Raw genomic sequence first — 16499 nt, forward strand, 5'->3', positions numbered from 1 at the left:
TTCGCCGACCTGGTGCTGCGCGACCCCGGCGCCGACGTGCCGGTGCTCCTGGTGGAGGTCGACCGCGAGAACGAGGGCGTCGGCACGCTCGTGGAGAAGCTGGCCACCTACCGCGCCTGGTGCGAGCTGCCTGCCAAGGGGCACCGCGAAGGCCGCGTTCGAAACGAGCATGCGCCGCCCCGGCGCCCGCACCCACGCCCTGCGGGCACCGTCGGCGGAGGCCTGCGCGACCACTGGCTCGCGATCGTCGGCCCTGACGCCGCCGCCCACTGGCACCTCGCCGGGTACGACCCGACCACCCGCCGCCTGCGCGTGGTCGCCGACTCCCCGGCCTGGGCCGCCCAGCTGCGCCTCCACCACCGCCGCATCCTCACCGACCTCGAGCAACTGCGCCCCGGCACCGTCCGGGCCATCGACGTCCGCGTCGGCCCCGCCCCCGTGGTGCAGCACAACCAGGACCCCGATGACCGGCCCGCCCGCCGCGACACCGGATCGGCCGCGCAGCCGGCCCGGCCACCGCTCGCCGACCACGCCGCCTACCAGGAACTGCGCCGCCGGATGCGCGAGGCTGCCGCAGCCCGCCAGGCCGCGCTCGACGAGGCCGCCGCCGAGCGGGAGGCCATCCTGCGCCGGAACTACAACCGGCTGCGCGAGCCCGAACAAGATCACCGTCCCTCCGACGAGGACCAGCAGGCCCGGGCCCGGGCCGCCCACGCCCGTGAGCTCCTCGCCCGCCACCGCGCCGCCCTCGCCGTCGCCCGTGGCAACGCCATCCCGCTGCGCACCGCCCGCCAGCCGCGGCAGGCCCCCGCGCGAGGTGCCGCGTGACACGGCCACTCACCCCAAGGCGACTGTACGAAAGGAGCTGGAAGTGTACAGTTCAGTACATGAGTGACACCCTGCCGATCACGGAAGCCCGAGCCTGCTTCGGCTCGCTGGTCCGGCGTGCCTCCCACGCCCGCGAGCGCATCACGATCACCGACCACGGCCAGCCGGCCGCGGTCCTCATCAACCCGCAGGAGCTGGCCGACCTCGAGGACGCCCTCGCCCTGGCCCAGTACCGGGCGAGGCAGGCGGCCGGCGAGACCACGGGCCTGCCGCACGAGCAGGTCCGCGCCCAGCTCGGTCTGGGACCCGCCGCTTGAGCTACACGATCATCTGGGACGAGCCGGCCATCAACGCTGCCGCCCGGTTCCTCAAGGACGACGCCGACGGCCTGCGGCAGGTCATGGACGCGGTGGACATGCTCGCCGATACCCCGCGCCCGCCGGGCACCGCGGAGTACGGCTCTGCGGACCTGCGCCGGATGCACGTCGGCCGCTATCGCGTCCTGTACGAGATCACGGAGAACACCGTCACCATCGTCGTGATCCACCTCGGCCGGATCGGCTGAACACCCGCACCACGCACCCACGGTGAACACCCGCACCACGCACCCACGGTGGCCGGGCCCCTCGACCGTGAGGGCCTGGCCACCGGCGTTCGCGCGGTGGGGCCGTCACACCGGCGGCGCGTCGGGCCGGTCGATTCCGGTGGCGGGTAGGTGGACGGTCGGCAGGTAGGGCGGGCGGGGCGGAATGGGGAGCGCCGGCACGATGGCACGTCCACGGCGACGCTGGGCTGGGCCTGCACCGCGGGCTGCGGCTGGGGGCTTCGGCGGGTGGTGCGCCGGCTGGTTCGATCGGTGCGGCCGCGGCAGGAGCCGATGTCGTCCGGGGTGCGGACGCGGCTCTCGGCCGCGTGGCACCGGTCCGCCGCCGAACCGGTGCCGGTGTCGCGCGGGTGGCAGCGGGCGGCAGCGGCTTGGGACAAGAGATGCCGCGGGGCGCTCCGGTCGCCGGATCGGTGTCCCAGAAGGCCAGCTGCCAGTGGGCCTCGACCCACAACCGGACCTCGTTCGCTTCGAGTAGGCGCCGGCCGCCGTCGTCGGCGGCGGTCCGCCCCGCCCAAGGCCGGCCTGGAGATCCGCCCCACCCGCACCCCCGTACGGAGCGGCGACGTACGCCCACGCCGCCTCGCGCCGCCGCTGTGGGGGCGCTGCGGCGGCCCGCAGCCCGTCCAACCCTATCTGTCGTCAAACCCTGTCATCAATCACCATCGGATCCGATTGGATCGGAGCCGTCCCGATGCCCTGAAATGTCCGGGTTCATTGGATGCGTCGGCCGCCTGTCGTCAAACGATCGTTTGCCGACACCGACCTTCAGCGGATGGAACACGCGTCGGGGGCCTGCGTCCCCGTTACTACTCCAGTGAGAAATCGTGCTCTGAGCTGGTTCTTCATCGGTAGTGGCAGCGAGGGGCAGTGGCTTGGTGGCGTCTGCGCCAGTCAAAGGGCTCTTCTCTACAGCCCGGCTGTCTCATGAGGCACAGGGCCTGGGCGCGGATGGGTCGACCTGTGGGTGCCTGTTGGGCTGTGGGACATTGCGGTGCCATGGTCCTGGTGTCGCGGTGAACGGCGCACCAGGTTGACGGCTGGCCTTCCGCCGCTCCTTCGCGCCGACCAGCACGCCGTTGGGCGGGCCCGGATGCGCTACGCGTCGTCACCGGAGGGGACGTTCTACACGCCGTCCCGTGGTGCGGCCATCGCCCGGATCGTGCCCTGCCGTCCGGGTCTGGTGGGACATCGGGATAATGATCTTGGATGCTGGCTGGTGCTGGGCGAGGGACGGGGGCGGGGTGCGGATCAACGTTCTGGGGCCGCTTCAGGTTGTGCGGGGTGGGGACGGGGCGGCCTTGGAGATCGGCGGGGCGCGGCTTCGGCTGCTGCTGGTCCGCCTGGCTCTTGACCCTGGGCGCGTGGTCACTCGTGAGCGTCTGGTGGACGACTTGTGGGAGGACACGCCGCCGGAGGAGCCGGTCGGCGCTCTGCAGTCCCTGGTTTCCCGGCTCCGCCGGGCGCTGGGGGGTGACCGGACAGTGGTCGGTTCGCACCCCGCCGGGTATCTGCTGGATCTGCCCCGGGCGAGCGTGGACGCCTGGGACTTCGAGCAGCGGGTGGCCGCGGGGCGGGCCGCGCTGACGGCGGGCCGGTTCGCCGAGGCGGTCGTGCTGCTGGACGGGGCACTGGAACTGTGGTGCGGGGCACCGTTCGCGGACGCCGCGAGCGCCGGGTTCACCTCCGCGCCGGCGGCCCGGCTGGCGGAGCTGCGGCTGGCGGCGGTTGAGGACCGGGCAGACGCCCTGCTTGCCCTCGGCGGCACCGAAGCGCTGCCGCGGCTGGTCGCCGAGCTCACCGGACTCTGCGTGACCCACCCGCTACGCGAACGGGCCGCCGTCAGGCTGATGCGCGCGCTCCACGCGGACGGGCAGCAGGCGGCGGCGCTGGAGGTGTTCGAACGTACTCGGCGGGCGCTGGCCGAGGAACTGGGTGCGGACCCGTCGGCCGAACTGCGGGACGCCCACCTGCTGGTCCTGTCCGGCGCGAAGCCGCCGGCACCCAGGCCGGCTCCGGCTCCCGCAGGGTCCCCGGCCGTGCGGGCGGCACTACCCCTTGGGCTCACCACTCTGGTCGGCCGCGACGAGGCGCTGGCAGCGGTTCAAGAGCGCCTGCACCGGTCCCGCCTGGTGACGCTGACCGGGCCGGGCGGTGTCGGCAAGACCCGGCTGGCGATCGCGGCCGCAAGCGCCGCCCCGCCCACGACGGACGTACGGCTCGCCGAACTCGCAGGCGTCGACGGGCCGGACGCGGTGACGCAGGCCGTGCTGACTTCTGTCTGCCGCCCGGCGCAGGCCGGCGTGCTGGCCGGCGGCCTGCCCGCCGCCGATCAGGCCGGGGAACCGGTCGACCGGATCATCCGGGCCCTGGAGGGCCGTGAGGTCCTGCTCGTCCTGGACAACTGCGAGCACCTGATCGAGGACGCGGCCCGGTTGACCCATCGCCTGCTGGCCGCCGCGCCCCGGCTCACCGTGCTGGCCACCAGCCGCGAACCGCTCGCAATCACCGGCGAGGCGCTCTGGCCGGTGACACCGCTCGCCGTGCCCGAGCCCGGCTCCACCGCCCGGGAAGCGCTCGCGCACCCGGCCGTCGCCCTCTTCACCGAGCGGGCGGCCGCAGCCTGCCCCGACTTCACGCTGGACCACGACACCGTCGAGCCGGTCGTCCGTATCTGCCGCGAGCTGGACGGCCTGCCCCTGGCCCTCGAACTGGCGGCGGCCCGGCTGCGGGCCCTGAGCCCCGGACAGGTCGCGGCGCGACTGCACGACCGGCTCCAGCTGCTGGACCGCGGCCCACGCACCGCTCCCGACCGGCACCGCACGCTGCGCGCCGTCATCGACTGGAGCTGGGAGCTGCTCGATGAGGACGAACGCGTTCTGCTGCGACGGCTCTCCGTGTTCGCCGGCGGGGCGACCCTCCCCGACGCGCACCTGGTCTGCGCGGACAACTCGCCGGGCGGGCCGGCGCCCGACCGGACGGCCGTGGAGGACCTGCTGGCCTCCCTGGTCGACAAGTCCCTGGTGGTGGCCGCCGACCGGGAGACCGGCACGGTGCGCTACCGGCTGCTGGAGACGGTTCGCGCCTACGCCGCCGAACGGCTCGTCGAGGCCGGCGAGGACGGCCGAATCGGCGCCGCCCACCTGCGCTGTTTCGTCGAGCTCGCGGAGAACGCCGAACCCCGGCTGCGGACGGACGGCCAGATCGGCTGGCTGGCCCGGCTGGACGCGGAACAGGGCAACCTGAACGCGGCACTGGGCCGGGCGGTCGCCGTCGGCCCGCCGGAGCATGCACTGCGGCTGGCGGCCGCCCGGACCTGGCCCTGGTTGATGCGCGGTCAGGGGCGTGAAGCCGGTGAGTGGACGGCGGCCGTTCTCGCCACCCACGGCTATACGCCGCCACCCGGTCTGGAGCAGGCACACGCTCTGTGCGTGATCCTGGCCCAGCTCACCGCCCCGCTACGGGAGAGCGGTGGCGCCGCGATCCCGCCGGAGGCGATGGGCGCGGCGCTGGTCACGGCACAGCAGGCCGACCACCCGGTCGCCCTGGCCGCCGCGCTGCTGCTCGCCATGGCCGGGCCGACCGAGGCAGTGGGCGCGACGGCTCAGCGGTACGCCGATCACCCCGATCGGTGGACGCGGGCCGCCGCCCACCTGGTGCTCGGCCGGATCGAGCTGGGCGCGGGCCGGATCGCGCCCGCCGAGCACTGCCTGCGGACCGCAGTGGACGGCTTCCGTACCCTGGGCGACCGCTGGGGGCTGGCCATGGCGCTGGTCACGCTCGCCGCGCTGCTGTCCGTCACCGGCGCGGCCGACGAGGCCCTCGCGGTCCTGACGGAAGCCGGTGAACGGGATGCCGAGATGGGCGGCTCCGGCGACGCGCCGTTGGCACTGGTGCTGTCGGGCCGCCTGCGGGCGCGCTGCGGCCAGCCAGCCGCGGCCCGGGCCGACCTGGAGCGCGCGCTGGCCGCAGCCGAACGGGCCCGCGACCCGCACCTCCAGGCCGCCGCCCGCTACGCGCTCGGCGAACTCGCGCGGCGCGAGGGGGAACTGGAGGCAGCGCTGCACGAACAGCGTGAGGTGCTGCGACGCCTGGAGCAGCTGCCGGCGACCGGCCCCGGTGCCCCCGCGCGCCTACACCTGCTCGCCCTGCTGCACACCAGCCTGGCCCGCACCCAGCAGCGGCGCGGCGCGCCGCACGCGGCCGGCCCGCTGCACCGCCGTGCCCTGGAGCTGGCGGCGGACAGCGGCGACCAGCCGGTGCGGGCGGACGTGCTGGAAGGATTCGCCGAGTACTGCCTCGCGCTCGGAGAGCCAGCACGCGGTGCGGCGGCACTGAGTGCCGCGTACGGCCTGCGCGGGACCCACGACGCGGGCGATCCGGAGCTGCGGGCCGTCCTGGACGGCTGCGCCGAGGCCCTCGGGGAGGCCGGCTTCCGGGCCGCCTGGGAGCGCGGCCGGGCGCTGTCGCGGCCGGAGTCGCTGGCCCTGGAGGTGGGCTAACCGGCCCTTCGGGCCATGTCGGCCGCGCCTCCGGGGGCGCGGCCGGTTGCGTGATCAGTCGCTGAACGGCGGCTTGGTGGGGGCGCATACCGTACCGGAGGCGGGCAGGATGCCGTCGATCAGATAGCGGGCCTCGTGCCGGGTGGCGCAGTCGCTGGGGTTGGCCAGCACGGTGTGGCCGTAGCCGTCGACGGTCAGCAGCCGCGCGCGGGCGAGCGAGCGGGCCATCGCGCGGGACCCTTCGTACGGCATGGCCGGGTCACCGGTGTTGGCGACGACCAGGACCGGCCGGGCGGTCAGCCTGTTCCAGGGGCCGTCGTACCGGTCGCGGTCCCGGGCGGGCCAGTCGGCGCAGCGCTCGTCGGCCCAGGCGAAGTACGGGCCGACCGCGCCGGAGCGGGCCCGGGCGAACGCGGCCAGGGCGGGGTAGTCGGCCTCGGCGGGCGGGTTGGCGCTGTCCGAGCAGACCACCGCGAGCGCCTGGTCCGGCGGCTGGTGGAGCACGGGCGGCAGCGGCGTGGTCGGCGTGGCAGGCGTCTCGGTTGCGGCCCACAGGTCCTGGAGCTTGGCTCCGAGCCGGCTCCAGCCGGTGTCGGGGATGTTCGGGACCGGGTTGGCGGCGTAGAGCGAGAGGATCGTCGCCTCCAGGGCCGAGCCGACGGTGTAGGTCGTGCCGTTGACCGCGACCGGCCGGGCGCGCAGCCGCTGAAGCAGTTCTCCGTACCGGGCCCGGGTCGCGGTGGCTGTCCCGGCGGAGAAGGCGCAGGCCTGGGGGCCGGCCTGGGCGCACTGGTCGAGGAAGGCGTCCAGGATGCGGCCGGCAGCCATGTCGCTGCCGTTGCGCAGCAGGCCGCCTGTGGTGGTGGCCTGGTCTCCGTGACCGGTCGACCAGGCCACCGGATCTGGGGCGCTGTCGAGGACCATGGCGCGGACCCGGCCGGGGAACAGGTTGGCGTAGATGGCACCGAGGTAGCTGCCGTATGAGGTGCCCAGGTAGCTGAGCTGCCGGTCGCCGACTGCGCGGCGGAGCAGGTCCATGTCCCGGGCCACGTTCGCGGTGGAGATGTGCGGCAGCAGGGCGGGGTTGCGGGCCGCGCACTGCCGGGCGAGGCGCTGGTAGGAGTCGGCCCAGACGTTCTGCTGGTCCGTGCCCTCGGGGTAGCCGGCGGCCGTGCCTGCCAGTAGGGCCTGCTCGTCCGCGGGGGAGTCGAAGCACTGGACGGCAGCGCTGCTACCTGTGCCGCGTGGATCGAAGCTGACGATGTCGAAGCGCTGGCGCACCTCCTCGGGGAACTGCCCGAGCATCATGGGCAGTGCCACCGTGCCGGCCACGGCTGGGCCGCCGGGGTTGTAGAACAGTGAGCCGATTCGGTGGGCCCGGTCCTGTGCCGGGTGCCGGATGACCGCGAGGTCGATCCCGGCGCCGCGCGGGTCGTGGTGATCCAGCGGGACGCGGGCGGTCGCGCACTCGAAGCCGTCCGCGCACGCCGCCCACGCAAGGCGCGGTACCGGGACGGTGTTCGGCGCGGCCACCGCGGTCGCTGGGCACACCGCGGCCAGCACCGTCGCCGCGGCGGCACCGGCGACGAGCCGCCAGGAGCCTGCCTCCCGCCGGCTCGCGGTGCGGGAGGCCCTGGGCCGGCGCGGTCCTGCGGCCGGGCCGGTGGGAGGGGAGGTGCGATTCACGCGGGTGCCCTTTCGTCGACGGTCCGGGCGGCCGTGGGCGCTCGTCGGTTGCGGCGCACCGCCCGGCACCCGCGACAGTTCCGCACCACGCTGACAGACCGCTGGCAGACCGCTGGCAGCAGCGCAGGCGCCGTCCGGCCGGGAGGCGGGAAGGCGGGAAGGCACACCGCCGGTACGGCCCAGTGGCTGGCTGCTTTCCGCTACGGCCCAGTCCTCCAGTTCACCTTCGCGATCTTGTTCCGTGGCGTGACCGCGCGGGCTGCCGCTCCTGGGCGCGGTTCCCGTACTACAGGCATCGGCAGGTGGCGTTACTCGCTCCGGGTGGGCTCGGCCTGGAGTGCGGCGATGAACTGCAGGAGGCGTTCGTTGACCAGCTCGGGACGGTCCAGGTTGAGGCCGTGGCCGGCTCGCTGCACGATCTCGGCCTGAGCGTTCGTGATCAGCGCGGTGACCCGCTTCAGCACCTGACGGGGTCGGAGCAGGGCGCTGCGGCGTCCGAGCAGGACGAGGGTGGGCAGCTGGATCGAGCGCAGTTCCTCGTCGGTGAACGGTCGGGCCGCAGGGCGGGTGTTCGGCTTGTAGGTCCGCATGCCCAGCATCAGCGGAGCGATCATCTCGGGCGGTGAGCTGAGGGCGGGGTTGGCGAGCAGGCGCCCGAGGGCGGGTCGGAGCGGGCGCGGGGCGAGCATTCCGAACAGGCCGCCGATCATGTGGGCGTAGAACCGTGCGGGGACCTTCTCGATCCCGCCGGGGTCCAGTGGGGCGATCGAGGCGAGGCGTTCGGGTGCGTGAATGGCCTGGTTGAGGGCCAGCCATCCGCCGTAGGACAGGCCGACCAGGTGGACGCGCTCCAGGCCGAGTCCGGCGAGGACCTCGCCGAGCCAGGTCGCATTGTCCTCGGATCCGGCCGCGATGGCGCGTTGCACGCTGCGGCCGGGGTCGTCGAGGGTGTCGATCGCGTAGACCGGGTGGTTCTCGCCGAGGGCGGCGATCTGCGGGTACCAGTTGGAGGCGTGTCCGGCGTGGCCGTGCAGGAGGACGATCGGCTCGCCGGTTCGGGCCCCGTAGCGGTGAACATGGACGGTGCCATAGCCCGTTTCGATGTCCAGTTCCTCGCGCGGGCTCGGCCACAACTCCATGGCGCGGTCGTACGCCTGCAGGAACTTCCCGCGGGCTTCCTCACTGACGAAACGTCCGACACTCGTTCTGGTCATGGCCCCTCCCGGCACGCGAACCTGCAGAACTTGATGGTATGTTTGTACCACAAAAGAGTTTGGAAGGAACCGGATGCCGAAGCTGGTGGACCATGACGAGCGACGGGCACAGATCATCGACGCCCTGCTCCGCGCGGCGGCGGATACCGGGCTGCATGCCGTCACCATGCGGTCCGTGGCCATCGAGGCGGGCATTTCGGTGCGGCTCGTGCAGTACTACTTCGACACCAAAGAGCAGCTGCTTCTGGCCGCACTCGGCCGCCTGACGGCGCGCATGGGTGAGCGAGTCCGCGCCCGGGTGAGGACGGCCGGCTCCTCACCGACTCCGCGCGACATCGTCGAGGCGGTCCTGCTCGAAGCCGTCCCGACCGACGAGGAGAGCCGGATCTTCCACCTCGTCTACACCGAGTACGCGGTGCTTTCCGTCACCGATACCGCCCTCGGTGGCCAGCCGTTCCTCGCGGCACCCAACGAGATGGAAGAGTTCCTCGTCAGGCAGCTCGAAGCCGCCCAGCAGGCCGGGGACGCCGATCCGCGCCTGGATGCCGGACAGGAGGCCGTCGTCCTCCTGGCTGTCTCTGCCGGCCTCGGCCTGAGCGTCCTGCTCGGCCAGCGCACGGCGGATGACGCGACCACCGTTCTGCACTACCACCTCGGCCGACTCTTTCCCGGCTCGTGAGCCCCATCGCGGGTTCTGCGCCGCTGTTAGTCTGCGGTCCATGATCAAGGGCGGCTTGGCAGGTCGAATAGGCCGGATGGCGGGGGACAGCGGGCCGGAGCGCGTGCTGGTCGCCGCCAGTTTCGTCAACCGGGTCGGCAATGGTCTGTTCAACGCGGCGTCGGCGCTCTATTTCACCTTGGTCGTGGGCCTGCCTGCGGTGCAGGTCGGCGCCGCGCTCACCATCGCCGGCGTGATCGGCTTGTGCGCGGGGATACCTGGGGGTCATCTCGCTGACCGGCGCGGCGCACGCGTGCTCATGATGCTGGCCCTCGCGGTCCAGGCGGTATCGATGGCGGCCTTCGTCCTCGTCGAGAGCTGGGCCCCGCTCACGATCATCGCGACGGTCGACCAGATCGCCGCGGCGGTCGGAGGGGCGGCATGGGGGGCTCTGGTGGCCCGGGTCGGGGGTGAGCGACCGGCCATGTTCCGGGCGAAGCTGCGCACCTTCGTCAACCTGGGCGTCATCCTGGGAACGGTAGGTGCCGGGCTGGCGCTGGCCGCGGACACCCGCGGCGCCTATGTCACGCTGATTCTCGGCAACGCGGCGAGCTTCGCCCTGTGCGCGGTGCTTCTGCTTCTGCTGCCTCGCTATCCGGTGCTGGCAGCGCCGCCGCAGCAGCGGCGCTGGCTCGTCTTCGCGGACCGTCCGTTCCTGACGTTCACCGCCCTCTACGGGGCCATGGGACTGCAGTACCCGGTGGTCTCCCTGCTCCTGCCGATCTGGATCTCCGAGCACACCGAAACGCCGCGTTGGACGGTGGCCGCACTGTTCGCAGTCAATTCCGCCTTCTGCATACTGATGCAGACCAGGATCGGCTCCCGCATCGAGACCCTCAACGACGGTGGCAGGGCGTTTCGCACTGCGGGGCTGCTCTTCCTCGTTAGCTGTCCGATGATGGCGCTGGCGGCGTACACCCCGGTCTGGGCGGCAGCAGGACTGGTCCTGGCGGCGATCTTCGTGCATAGCTTGGGAGAGGTCTGGGAGTCCTCGGCGGCCTTCGCCCTGGGTTTCGGTCTTGCCCCCGGCCATGCCCAGGGCCAGTACCAAGGTGTCTTCGGCCTCGGCTTCAACGCGGGCCAGGCTCTTGCCCCTGCGATCCTCACCACGGTGGTGCTAGGCCTCGGCATGACGGGCTGGCTGCTGCTGGCGTTGTTCTTCGCAATGCTGGGTGCTGCTGGCCCATCTCTTGCCCGCTGGGGTATGCGGACCCGGCCGCAGCCGGGCGTTGCAGCGGAAGTGACGAGATGACCATCCCCGAGCGGCATTAAATGGGCCCAGGCCTGGGCCGACGACACGGCTAATGTCGGCGTCGACCACGCCACCCTGCTCGCCCAGGTCAAGGCGCCGGTCATGCTGACCCACCACTTCCACATGACCGACCCCGGCACCGGCCAGCTCATGGGTGCGATGACCGGTAGCCCCGGCCTGCCCCGCCGCCCGTAGGGATCCCCGCCCACCGGCCGCTGGCGGCGCCGTGCCTGGCGTGGCGGCGAGTCGTCGTGTTCGGAAGACGGAAGACGTGGCCTCCTGGCCAGATGACGCTTTCAGTGGACCAATACCACCGTGACCAGCGGGTGACGGCCTCTCGACCGTTGCGGCGGAAACCTTGATATCCGCCACGCCGCGTGGCGCCGCCCGGCTGTCCTGCGCCGGGCGGCGCCACGGTGATGGCGCTGTTTGAATCTCCCCAGGTGGTGCTGGTGGGTGACCCAAACCTGCTGGGCTTGGTTCCCCACCCTTCGGGTGGGGACGCGGTGTCCAAGGCTCAGACGGTCCCCAGGCCGCGATCCTTCGCGTGGGCGGGTGAGCCGGGGGTCGGCGAGGTCATGTCCTGGAGGCCGAGGACGGTCAGGAGCCGGAGCTTGTCGGCGGCTTCGCTGTCGGGGGCGGCGGTGAAGATGATGATGCGCAGGTCCGTGCCGTGGAGGGTGAGCACGTCGCAGTCGAGTTCGATCGCGCCGACCTGGGGGTGGTCGATGGTTTTGCGCCCGCTGGCGTGGTGGGCGACGGCGGAACCGTCCCACAGTCGGGCGAAGTCGGTGTTCGACCGGCGCAGGTCGCTGATCATGGCGGCCAGTTGGCGGTCGGCCGGGTAGCGGGAGGCGACGTCGCGCAGGTCGGCGACCAGGGAGGCCCGGTGCTCCTCCGGGTCGGGGTGCCGGATCCTGCCGGGGTCGTTGTGGAAGGTGCGCCAGACCAGGTTCGTCTCGCGGCCGGCGCGGCGTCGCGTCTCGCCGTGCAGGGCCGCCCACAGGTCGTTGTGCTCCAGCAGGGTCCAGGCCGCGTCGAAGACCGCGATCGGCACGTCGGCCAGGCGGCTGAGCAGCCGCTGCACGTTGGGGCCGATCAGCTGGGGGACGGTCCCGCCGAGCTCGGCGGCGTGGCCGGCAAGCCGGCACGCCAGCGTGAACTCGGCGTCGGTCAGGCGCAGGGCGCGCGACAGCGCCCGCAGGACGTCGGCACTGGGGTGCGCGCGGCCCTGTTCGAGGCGTTTGACGTAGTCGGGCGAGACACCGGCCAGCCACCCCACCTCCTCGCGCCGCAACCCCGGGGTGCGGCGGGCGCCGCGGGCGAAGGGAGAACCGACGTCTTCCGGGCGGACCCTGGCACGCCAGGAGCGCAACATCGCCGCCAGATCCGGTCCCTCGCTCACAGCTGCATTCTCGATGGTCACAGCCTGATTGTCGACGTGCCGCCGGGCTCCTCGGGTGGCCCAACCTGGGCCACGCTGCCCGGACTCCCGCGGGCCAGACTCGATCCGGGACCGCGACGGCGACCTGCCCTGGTAGCCAGGCCGCTACCCCCTCATCCGTCGCTCCACTACCCATCGGTCCCGAAAGGATCCGTCATGTCCTCCTTCCTCGTCATCGGAGCCACCGGAAACGTCGGCAGTGCCCTGATCCCCCAGCTCCACGAGCAGGGCCACCACGTGCGGGCCCTGGTCCGCAGCGCCTCGCGCGCCGAACTGATCCCGGCCGGCATCGACATCGCCATCGGCGACCTGGACGACGCCGAGAGCCTGACCGAGGCTGCCAGCGGCGTCGACGGCGTCTTCTTCATGCAGCTCGCCCCGCTGCCCGCACAGGCCGAGAACATGATCAAGGCCGCCCGCACCGCCGGAGTGCGCAAGATCGTGGTGCTGTCCTCCATCGGTACCGTCCTGGAACCGCTGCCCGTGATCGGAGCCAGGATCGCCGCCCGCGACCAGGTCTTCCGCGACTCCGGGCTCGACGTCACCTACCTGCGCGCCAACGCCCTGATGTCGAATGCGCTGTGGTGGCTGCCCACGATCCGCGACGAGGGCCGCGTCTACGACGCGAGCGATCCCGGCAAGACCGTGCCCGTCGACACCTTCGACATCGCCCGAGTCGCCGCCGTCGCCCTCACCCAGGACGGCCACGCCGGCCGCGCCTACATCCTGAACGGCCCGCAGGCGCTCACCGCCCGCGAGCAGGTGGAGATCCTCGCCGACGTCCTGGGGCGGCCGATCGAGTTCGTGCCGGTCACCCCCGAACAGTTCGCCCAGCACAGCATCGAGCAGGGAACCGCGCCCGAGATGGCCGCAGCCGTGCAGAACCTCAACGAGCTCTTCCGCGCCGGACGCGCCGGAGTCATCAGCGACGACATCACCAACCTCACCGGCGTCGCCTCGCGGACCTTCCGCCAGTGGTGCGAGGAACACGCAGGCGAATTCCACTAAGAGGCTCCGCCAGTAGGGCATCGATGAGATCCGGCTGTTGACCACGCCTAGTCTCGAAGGGGTTATTGCCCGGAGCGGGCTTCACACTGCTGGGGTCAGCCGGATAGGGTGCGTTCGCTGATGCAGTCTTCAAGCTGAAAAAAGAAGAACATGCACATCCTGGAAGACCGCTCGGGTCTCTCCCCGCGTGCCATTGCCCTGCTCGACCGCACCGGATGCTGGCAGGAGCCGACGGAGCCCAGGCTCCCCACGGAACTGCTGCGGGTCCGTGACCGCAAGGGCCGGCTGATCCCCGCCCCGATGGAACTGGTGATCCGGCGCGAGGGCTTCGCGCAGAGGTACGGCGGACTGCGCTACACCGTGCGAAAGAGTCTCGCGGACGCGAAACGCGGACGCTCGGAGTACAGCCTCACGTGGACACACGAGCTGGGGTCGTATGTGTGGCCCGATCCCGTGCGGGGCTGGTTCTTCGACTGGTGGGGACCGTCCGCTGCCCACCCGATCCGCTATCTCGTCCACACCGACGGGCGCGTGGGAGCCGAGAACACCTGAAGGGTGTCTTTACGTCCGTACGGTTGGCTGAGCAGCGGCTTTGCAAGCGGTCGTCTCCCGGGCATGATCGCGGTTCGTGGGTCTGCGACTGCTCTACTTGATCTTCTGTCGGCTGCTGGGCTGGCTGACGCTGCTGGGACGGTCCTCTGCCGGACACAAGGCCGAGATCCTCGCTCTGCGCCATGAGGTCGCGGTACTCCGACGGCAGGTCGGGCGGCCGCGGATGTCGTGGGCGGACCGCGCCGTGCTCTGCGCTCTCGCGCGGCATCTGCCGTCCGCCTTGCGTCGCGATCGGTTGGTCACCCCGGGCACTCTGCTGTCCTGGCACCGGCGTCTGGTGCGCTGGAAGTGGCGCCGGCCGCCGGTCAGGTCCGGCCGGCCACTACTGTCCGAGGAGATCGTCGCGCTCATCCGGCGCCTCGCGACAGAGAATCCGGCCTGGGGGTACGTCAGGATCCAGGGCGAGCTCCGGCGGCTCGGCCACCGAGTGGCCGCCGCTACCATCCGCCGCGTTCTGCGTCGCTCCGGCCTGCCGCCCGCACCTCTACGCGCCACCCAACAGTCCTGGCGCACCTTTCTCCACACCCAGGCCCACACACTGCTGGCCTGCGACTTCCTGCACGTGGACACCGTCTTCCTCAAGCGCCTCTACGTCTTCTTCGTCATGGAGATCAAGACCCGGCGCGTCCACGTGCTCGGCGTCACCGCCCATCCGAGCGGCGAGTGGGTGGCGCAGCTGGCCCGGAACCTGCTGATGGACCTGGGAGACAGGGCTGGATGCTTCCGGTTCCTCATCCGGGATCGCGATTCCAAGTTCACGGCCGCCTTCGACGCTGTCTTCGCCGGCAACGGCACCGAGGTCATCCCGACGCCGCCGCAGAGCCCGCGCTCGAACGCATTCGCGGAGCGGTGGATACGCACCGTGCGCGCCGAATGCACCGATCGACTGCTCGTCATCGGCGAACAACACCTGCGATCCGTCCTCGCCGAGTACACCGAGCACTACAACACCGGCCGTGCCCACCGCAGCCTCGACCTCCGCGCCCCGGACGACAGCCCGAGCGTCATCCCGCTGCCCGCTGCGGCAATCCGACGCCGCCGAGTACTCGGCGGACTGCTCAACGAGTACCACGCCGCATCGCTCCCGCATCCTCGGCTGCCGCAGGAAACACCCAGATCAGCGGCCTGATCGGAGTTTTGACCCCCTTCAGGTACCGGGCCGCACCGACAGATGGTCAAGCCGTCAGATCGGCCAGGGCTGCGCGCAGTTCGGCCGGGCTGGAGTCCGCGAGGGTCTTGCCGTAGTGCTGCCTGTACTGCGCGTCCAGGTGCTCGGCGCCCTCCTGCGAGCTGGTCACGCCCACTCCACGTCGAGGGCTTCCAACTGCCCGAGCTGGTCGGTGCTGAGCTTTGCTCGGCGGGCCCTGGTGTTGTTGAGCCAGGCCCCCAGCGACAGCCCCTCGGCGGTCTTGTACGCCCGCGGAACACGGGCGTGCCCTTCCCGCTCGACGAACTGCGCCAGAGCCGCCAGGCCCTGGGCGAACCGGTCGGTGCGGGACACCTTCGGCTTCGCCTCGGCGGCGGCCTTGGCGGCTACCAGCTCGGCGTCGGCCTCGATGCCGATCGCCGATAGCAGGTCCTGCTGGTCTGCCTCCAGGCCGGGCCAGCCGGCCCGCTGCGCCTGCACCCATCGGCCGAGCTGCTCGCCCTCGTACACCGTGTCCGCCGGCAGGGTGGTCCAGTCGACGCGGCCGTCGGACTCCAGCCACCACTGCCGCGCCACGGCGTAGGTGCGCTGCCAGGTGATCGGCCAGGTGGGGCACCACCACGGGTCGATCTCCTCCAGCGCCCGCCGCCGCTCGGGCGACAGCGCGCCCTGCTCCCCGGCCGGCACCTGGGCCGAGGCCCGCAGCTCCGACAGCCACGTCCCGATCGCGTACCCGCCGACCGAGGCCCGCGCCGGCGCCGCCAGCGAACCACCGTGGCCCTTCGCCCACACCCGCGCCCAGTCCAACCCGGCCTCGAACCTGGCGTCGCTCACGGACCAGATCATCCCGAGCGCGTCGAGCATGTCGACCCGGTATGGCGCCAGTTCGCCATTCGCATTCTCGCTGCGCCGGTCCGACAGCCACTTTCCGAGCGGGTAATTCCCGTTCTCCCCGACCATCGCGGAATAAGGGACGTCAAGGCCGCCGGTCTCCTCGAACCAGCGCCGCGCGTGGCCGATTCCCTCACGCCACAGCTGCGTCTCACCGACCAGGACCCGGGAGGCGATGAACAGCGCGAGCACGTTCTCGTCCACCGGCGTCTGGAACCGCACCGGCAGCGTGAACGCCCCCGACCCACCGGCACCCACACCACTCTCACCAGGCCCGACAGCAGCCTCAGCGCTGCGCCCCTTGGTCCGCTTGCCGGACTTCTGGGGCACGGCGAGGGCCTCAACCACGCGTGCGTCGTGAGACCTCAAAGCGGTCAAAATACGAACGAGCGGACCATAGCTGTCCGACTCCAGAATGTCCCCGGGTTCCTCGCCGGGCTTGAGGAAGACCGGCACGATAAGGCTGGCGGTCTTTCCTTCGCCTGGCTGCATGCGCAGGGCCCGGCCGATGGCCTGGACGATATCCACCATGCTGCCCCGGCCCTGCAGAAGAACCGAATCTGCATTCGGCATGTCGACGCCCTCACCCAGGA

The 16499-nt window shown here is 71.9% G+C and carries 14 protein-coding genes; 9 read left to right on the plus strand and 5 right to left on the minus strand.

Annotated features, from left to right (window positions below; all coding sequences use genetic code 11):
• From ACWCXH_RS38125 to ACWCXH_RS38140, 4 genes are all read left to right on the plus strand, one after another.
• A partial coding sequence (locus ACWCXH_RS38125) for a DciA family protein (protein WP_449806098.1) occupies window positions 1-828 on the plus strand: 828 nt, incomplete at its 5' end.
• A gap of 59 nt (window positions 829-887) precedes the next feature.
• Window positions 888-1145: a type II toxin-antitoxin system Phd/YefM family antitoxin gene (locus ACWCXH_RS38130; protein ID WP_449806099.1), complete on the plus strand. Its 258-nt coding sequence runs from the start codon at window positions 888-890 to the stop codon at window positions 1143-1145.
• On the plus strand, window positions 1142-1393 hold the full coding sequence (locus ACWCXH_RS38135; RefSeq protein WP_449806100.1) for a type II toxin-antitoxin system RelE family toxin: 252 nt from the start codon (window positions 1142-1144) through the stop codon (window positions 1391-1393). The genes ACWCXH_RS38130 and ACWCXH_RS38135 overlap by 4 nt, the downstream gene beginning before the upstream one ends.
• A gap of 1238 nt (window positions 1394-2631) precedes the next feature.
• On the plus strand, window positions 2632-5934 hold the full coding sequence (locus ACWCXH_RS38140) for a BTAD domain-containing putative transcriptional regulator (RefSeq protein WP_449806101.1): 3303 nt from the start codon (window positions 2632-2634) through the stop codon (window positions 5932-5934).
• A gap of 54 nt (window positions 5935-5988) precedes the next feature.
• On the opposite strand, the gene ACWCXH_RS38145 is transcribed toward ACWCXH_RS38140, so the two are convergent.
• On the minus strand, window positions 5989-7620 hold the full coding sequence (locus ACWCXH_RS38145) for an alpha/beta fold hydrolase (protein WP_449806102.1): 1632 nt from the start codon (window positions 7618-7620) through the stop codon (window positions 5989-5991).
• 308 nt (window positions 7621-7928) lie between these two features.
• Entirely contained in the window at window positions 7929-8834 is a 906-nt protein-coding gene (locus ACWCXH_RS38150; RefSeq protein ID WP_449806103.1) for an alpha/beta fold hydrolase, read from the minus strand.
• 73 nt (window positions 8835-8907) lie between these two features.
• Here ACWCXH_RS38150 and ACWCXH_RS38155 point away from each other — a divergent pair, with 73 nt between their 5' ends.
• Both ACWCXH_RS38155 and ACWCXH_RS38160 read left to right on the plus strand, forming a co-directional pair.
• Window positions 8908-9513 (plus strand): TetR/AcrR family transcriptional regulator, encoded by a 606-nt coding sequence (locus ACWCXH_RS38155; RefSeq protein WP_449806104.1) that lies wholly within the window; start codon window positions 8908-8910, stop codon window positions 9511-9513.
• Window positions 9514-9553: 40 nt separating this feature from the next.
• The gene (locus ACWCXH_RS38160; protein WP_449806105.1) at window positions 9554-10804 is read left to right on the plus strand and encodes an MFS transporter; all 1251 of its coding nucleotides are present in this window, start codon (window positions 9554-9556) and stop codon (window positions 10802-10804) included.
• Between the two features lie 517 nt (window positions 10805-11321).
• Here the strand turns inward: ACWCXH_RS38160 and ACWCXH_RS38165 are convergent.
• The gene (locus ACWCXH_RS38165) at window positions 11322-12209 is read right to left on the minus strand and encodes a helix-turn-helix domain-containing protein (protein ID WP_449806106.1); all 888 of its coding nucleotides are present in this window, start codon (window positions 12207-12209) and stop codon (window positions 11322-11324) included.
• A gap of 195 nt (window positions 12210-12404) precedes the next feature.
• Between ACWCXH_RS38165 and ACWCXH_RS38170 the strand changes: the two genes are divergently transcribed.
• The 3 genes from ACWCXH_RS38170 to ACWCXH_RS38180 all read left to right on the plus strand — a co-directional run bounded on the left by ACWCXH_RS38170 (window position 12405) and on the right by ACWCXH_RS38180 (window position 14997).
• On the plus strand, window positions 12405-13256 hold the full coding sequence (locus ACWCXH_RS38170; protein ID WP_449806107.1) for an NAD(P)H-binding protein: 852 nt from the start codon (window positions 12405-12407) through the stop codon (window positions 13254-13256).
• A gap of 150 nt (window positions 13257-13406) precedes the next feature.
• Entirely contained in the window at window positions 13407-13808 is a 402-nt protein-coding gene (locus tag ACWCXH_RS38175) for a hypothetical protein (protein ID WP_449806108.1), read from the plus strand.
• A 76-nt stretch (window positions 13809-13884) separates the two neighbouring features.
• The gene (locus ACWCXH_RS38180) at window positions 13885-14997 is read left to right on the plus strand and encodes an integrase core domain-containing protein (RefSeq protein WP_449806109.1); all 1113 of its coding nucleotides are present in this window, start codon (window positions 13885-13887) and stop codon (window positions 14995-14997) included.
• 46 nt (window positions 14998-15043) lie between these two features.
• On the opposite strand, the gene ACWCXH_RS38185 is transcribed toward ACWCXH_RS38180, so the two are convergent.
• Window positions 15044-15166 (minus strand): hypothetical protein, encoded by a 123-nt coding sequence (locus ACWCXH_RS38185; RefSeq protein ID WP_449806110.1) that lies wholly within the window; start codon window positions 15164-15166, stop codon window positions 15044-15046.
• Window positions 15163-16499: Helicase associated domain protein (locus tag ACWCXH_RS38190; protein ID WP_449806111.1), on the minus strand; the 1337-nt coding region annotated here is incomplete at its 5' end. The genes ACWCXH_RS38190 and ACWCXH_RS38185, both read right to left, overlap by 4 nt.

The sequence above is a fragment of the Kitasatospora sp. NPDC001660 genome (assembly GCF_053596725.1).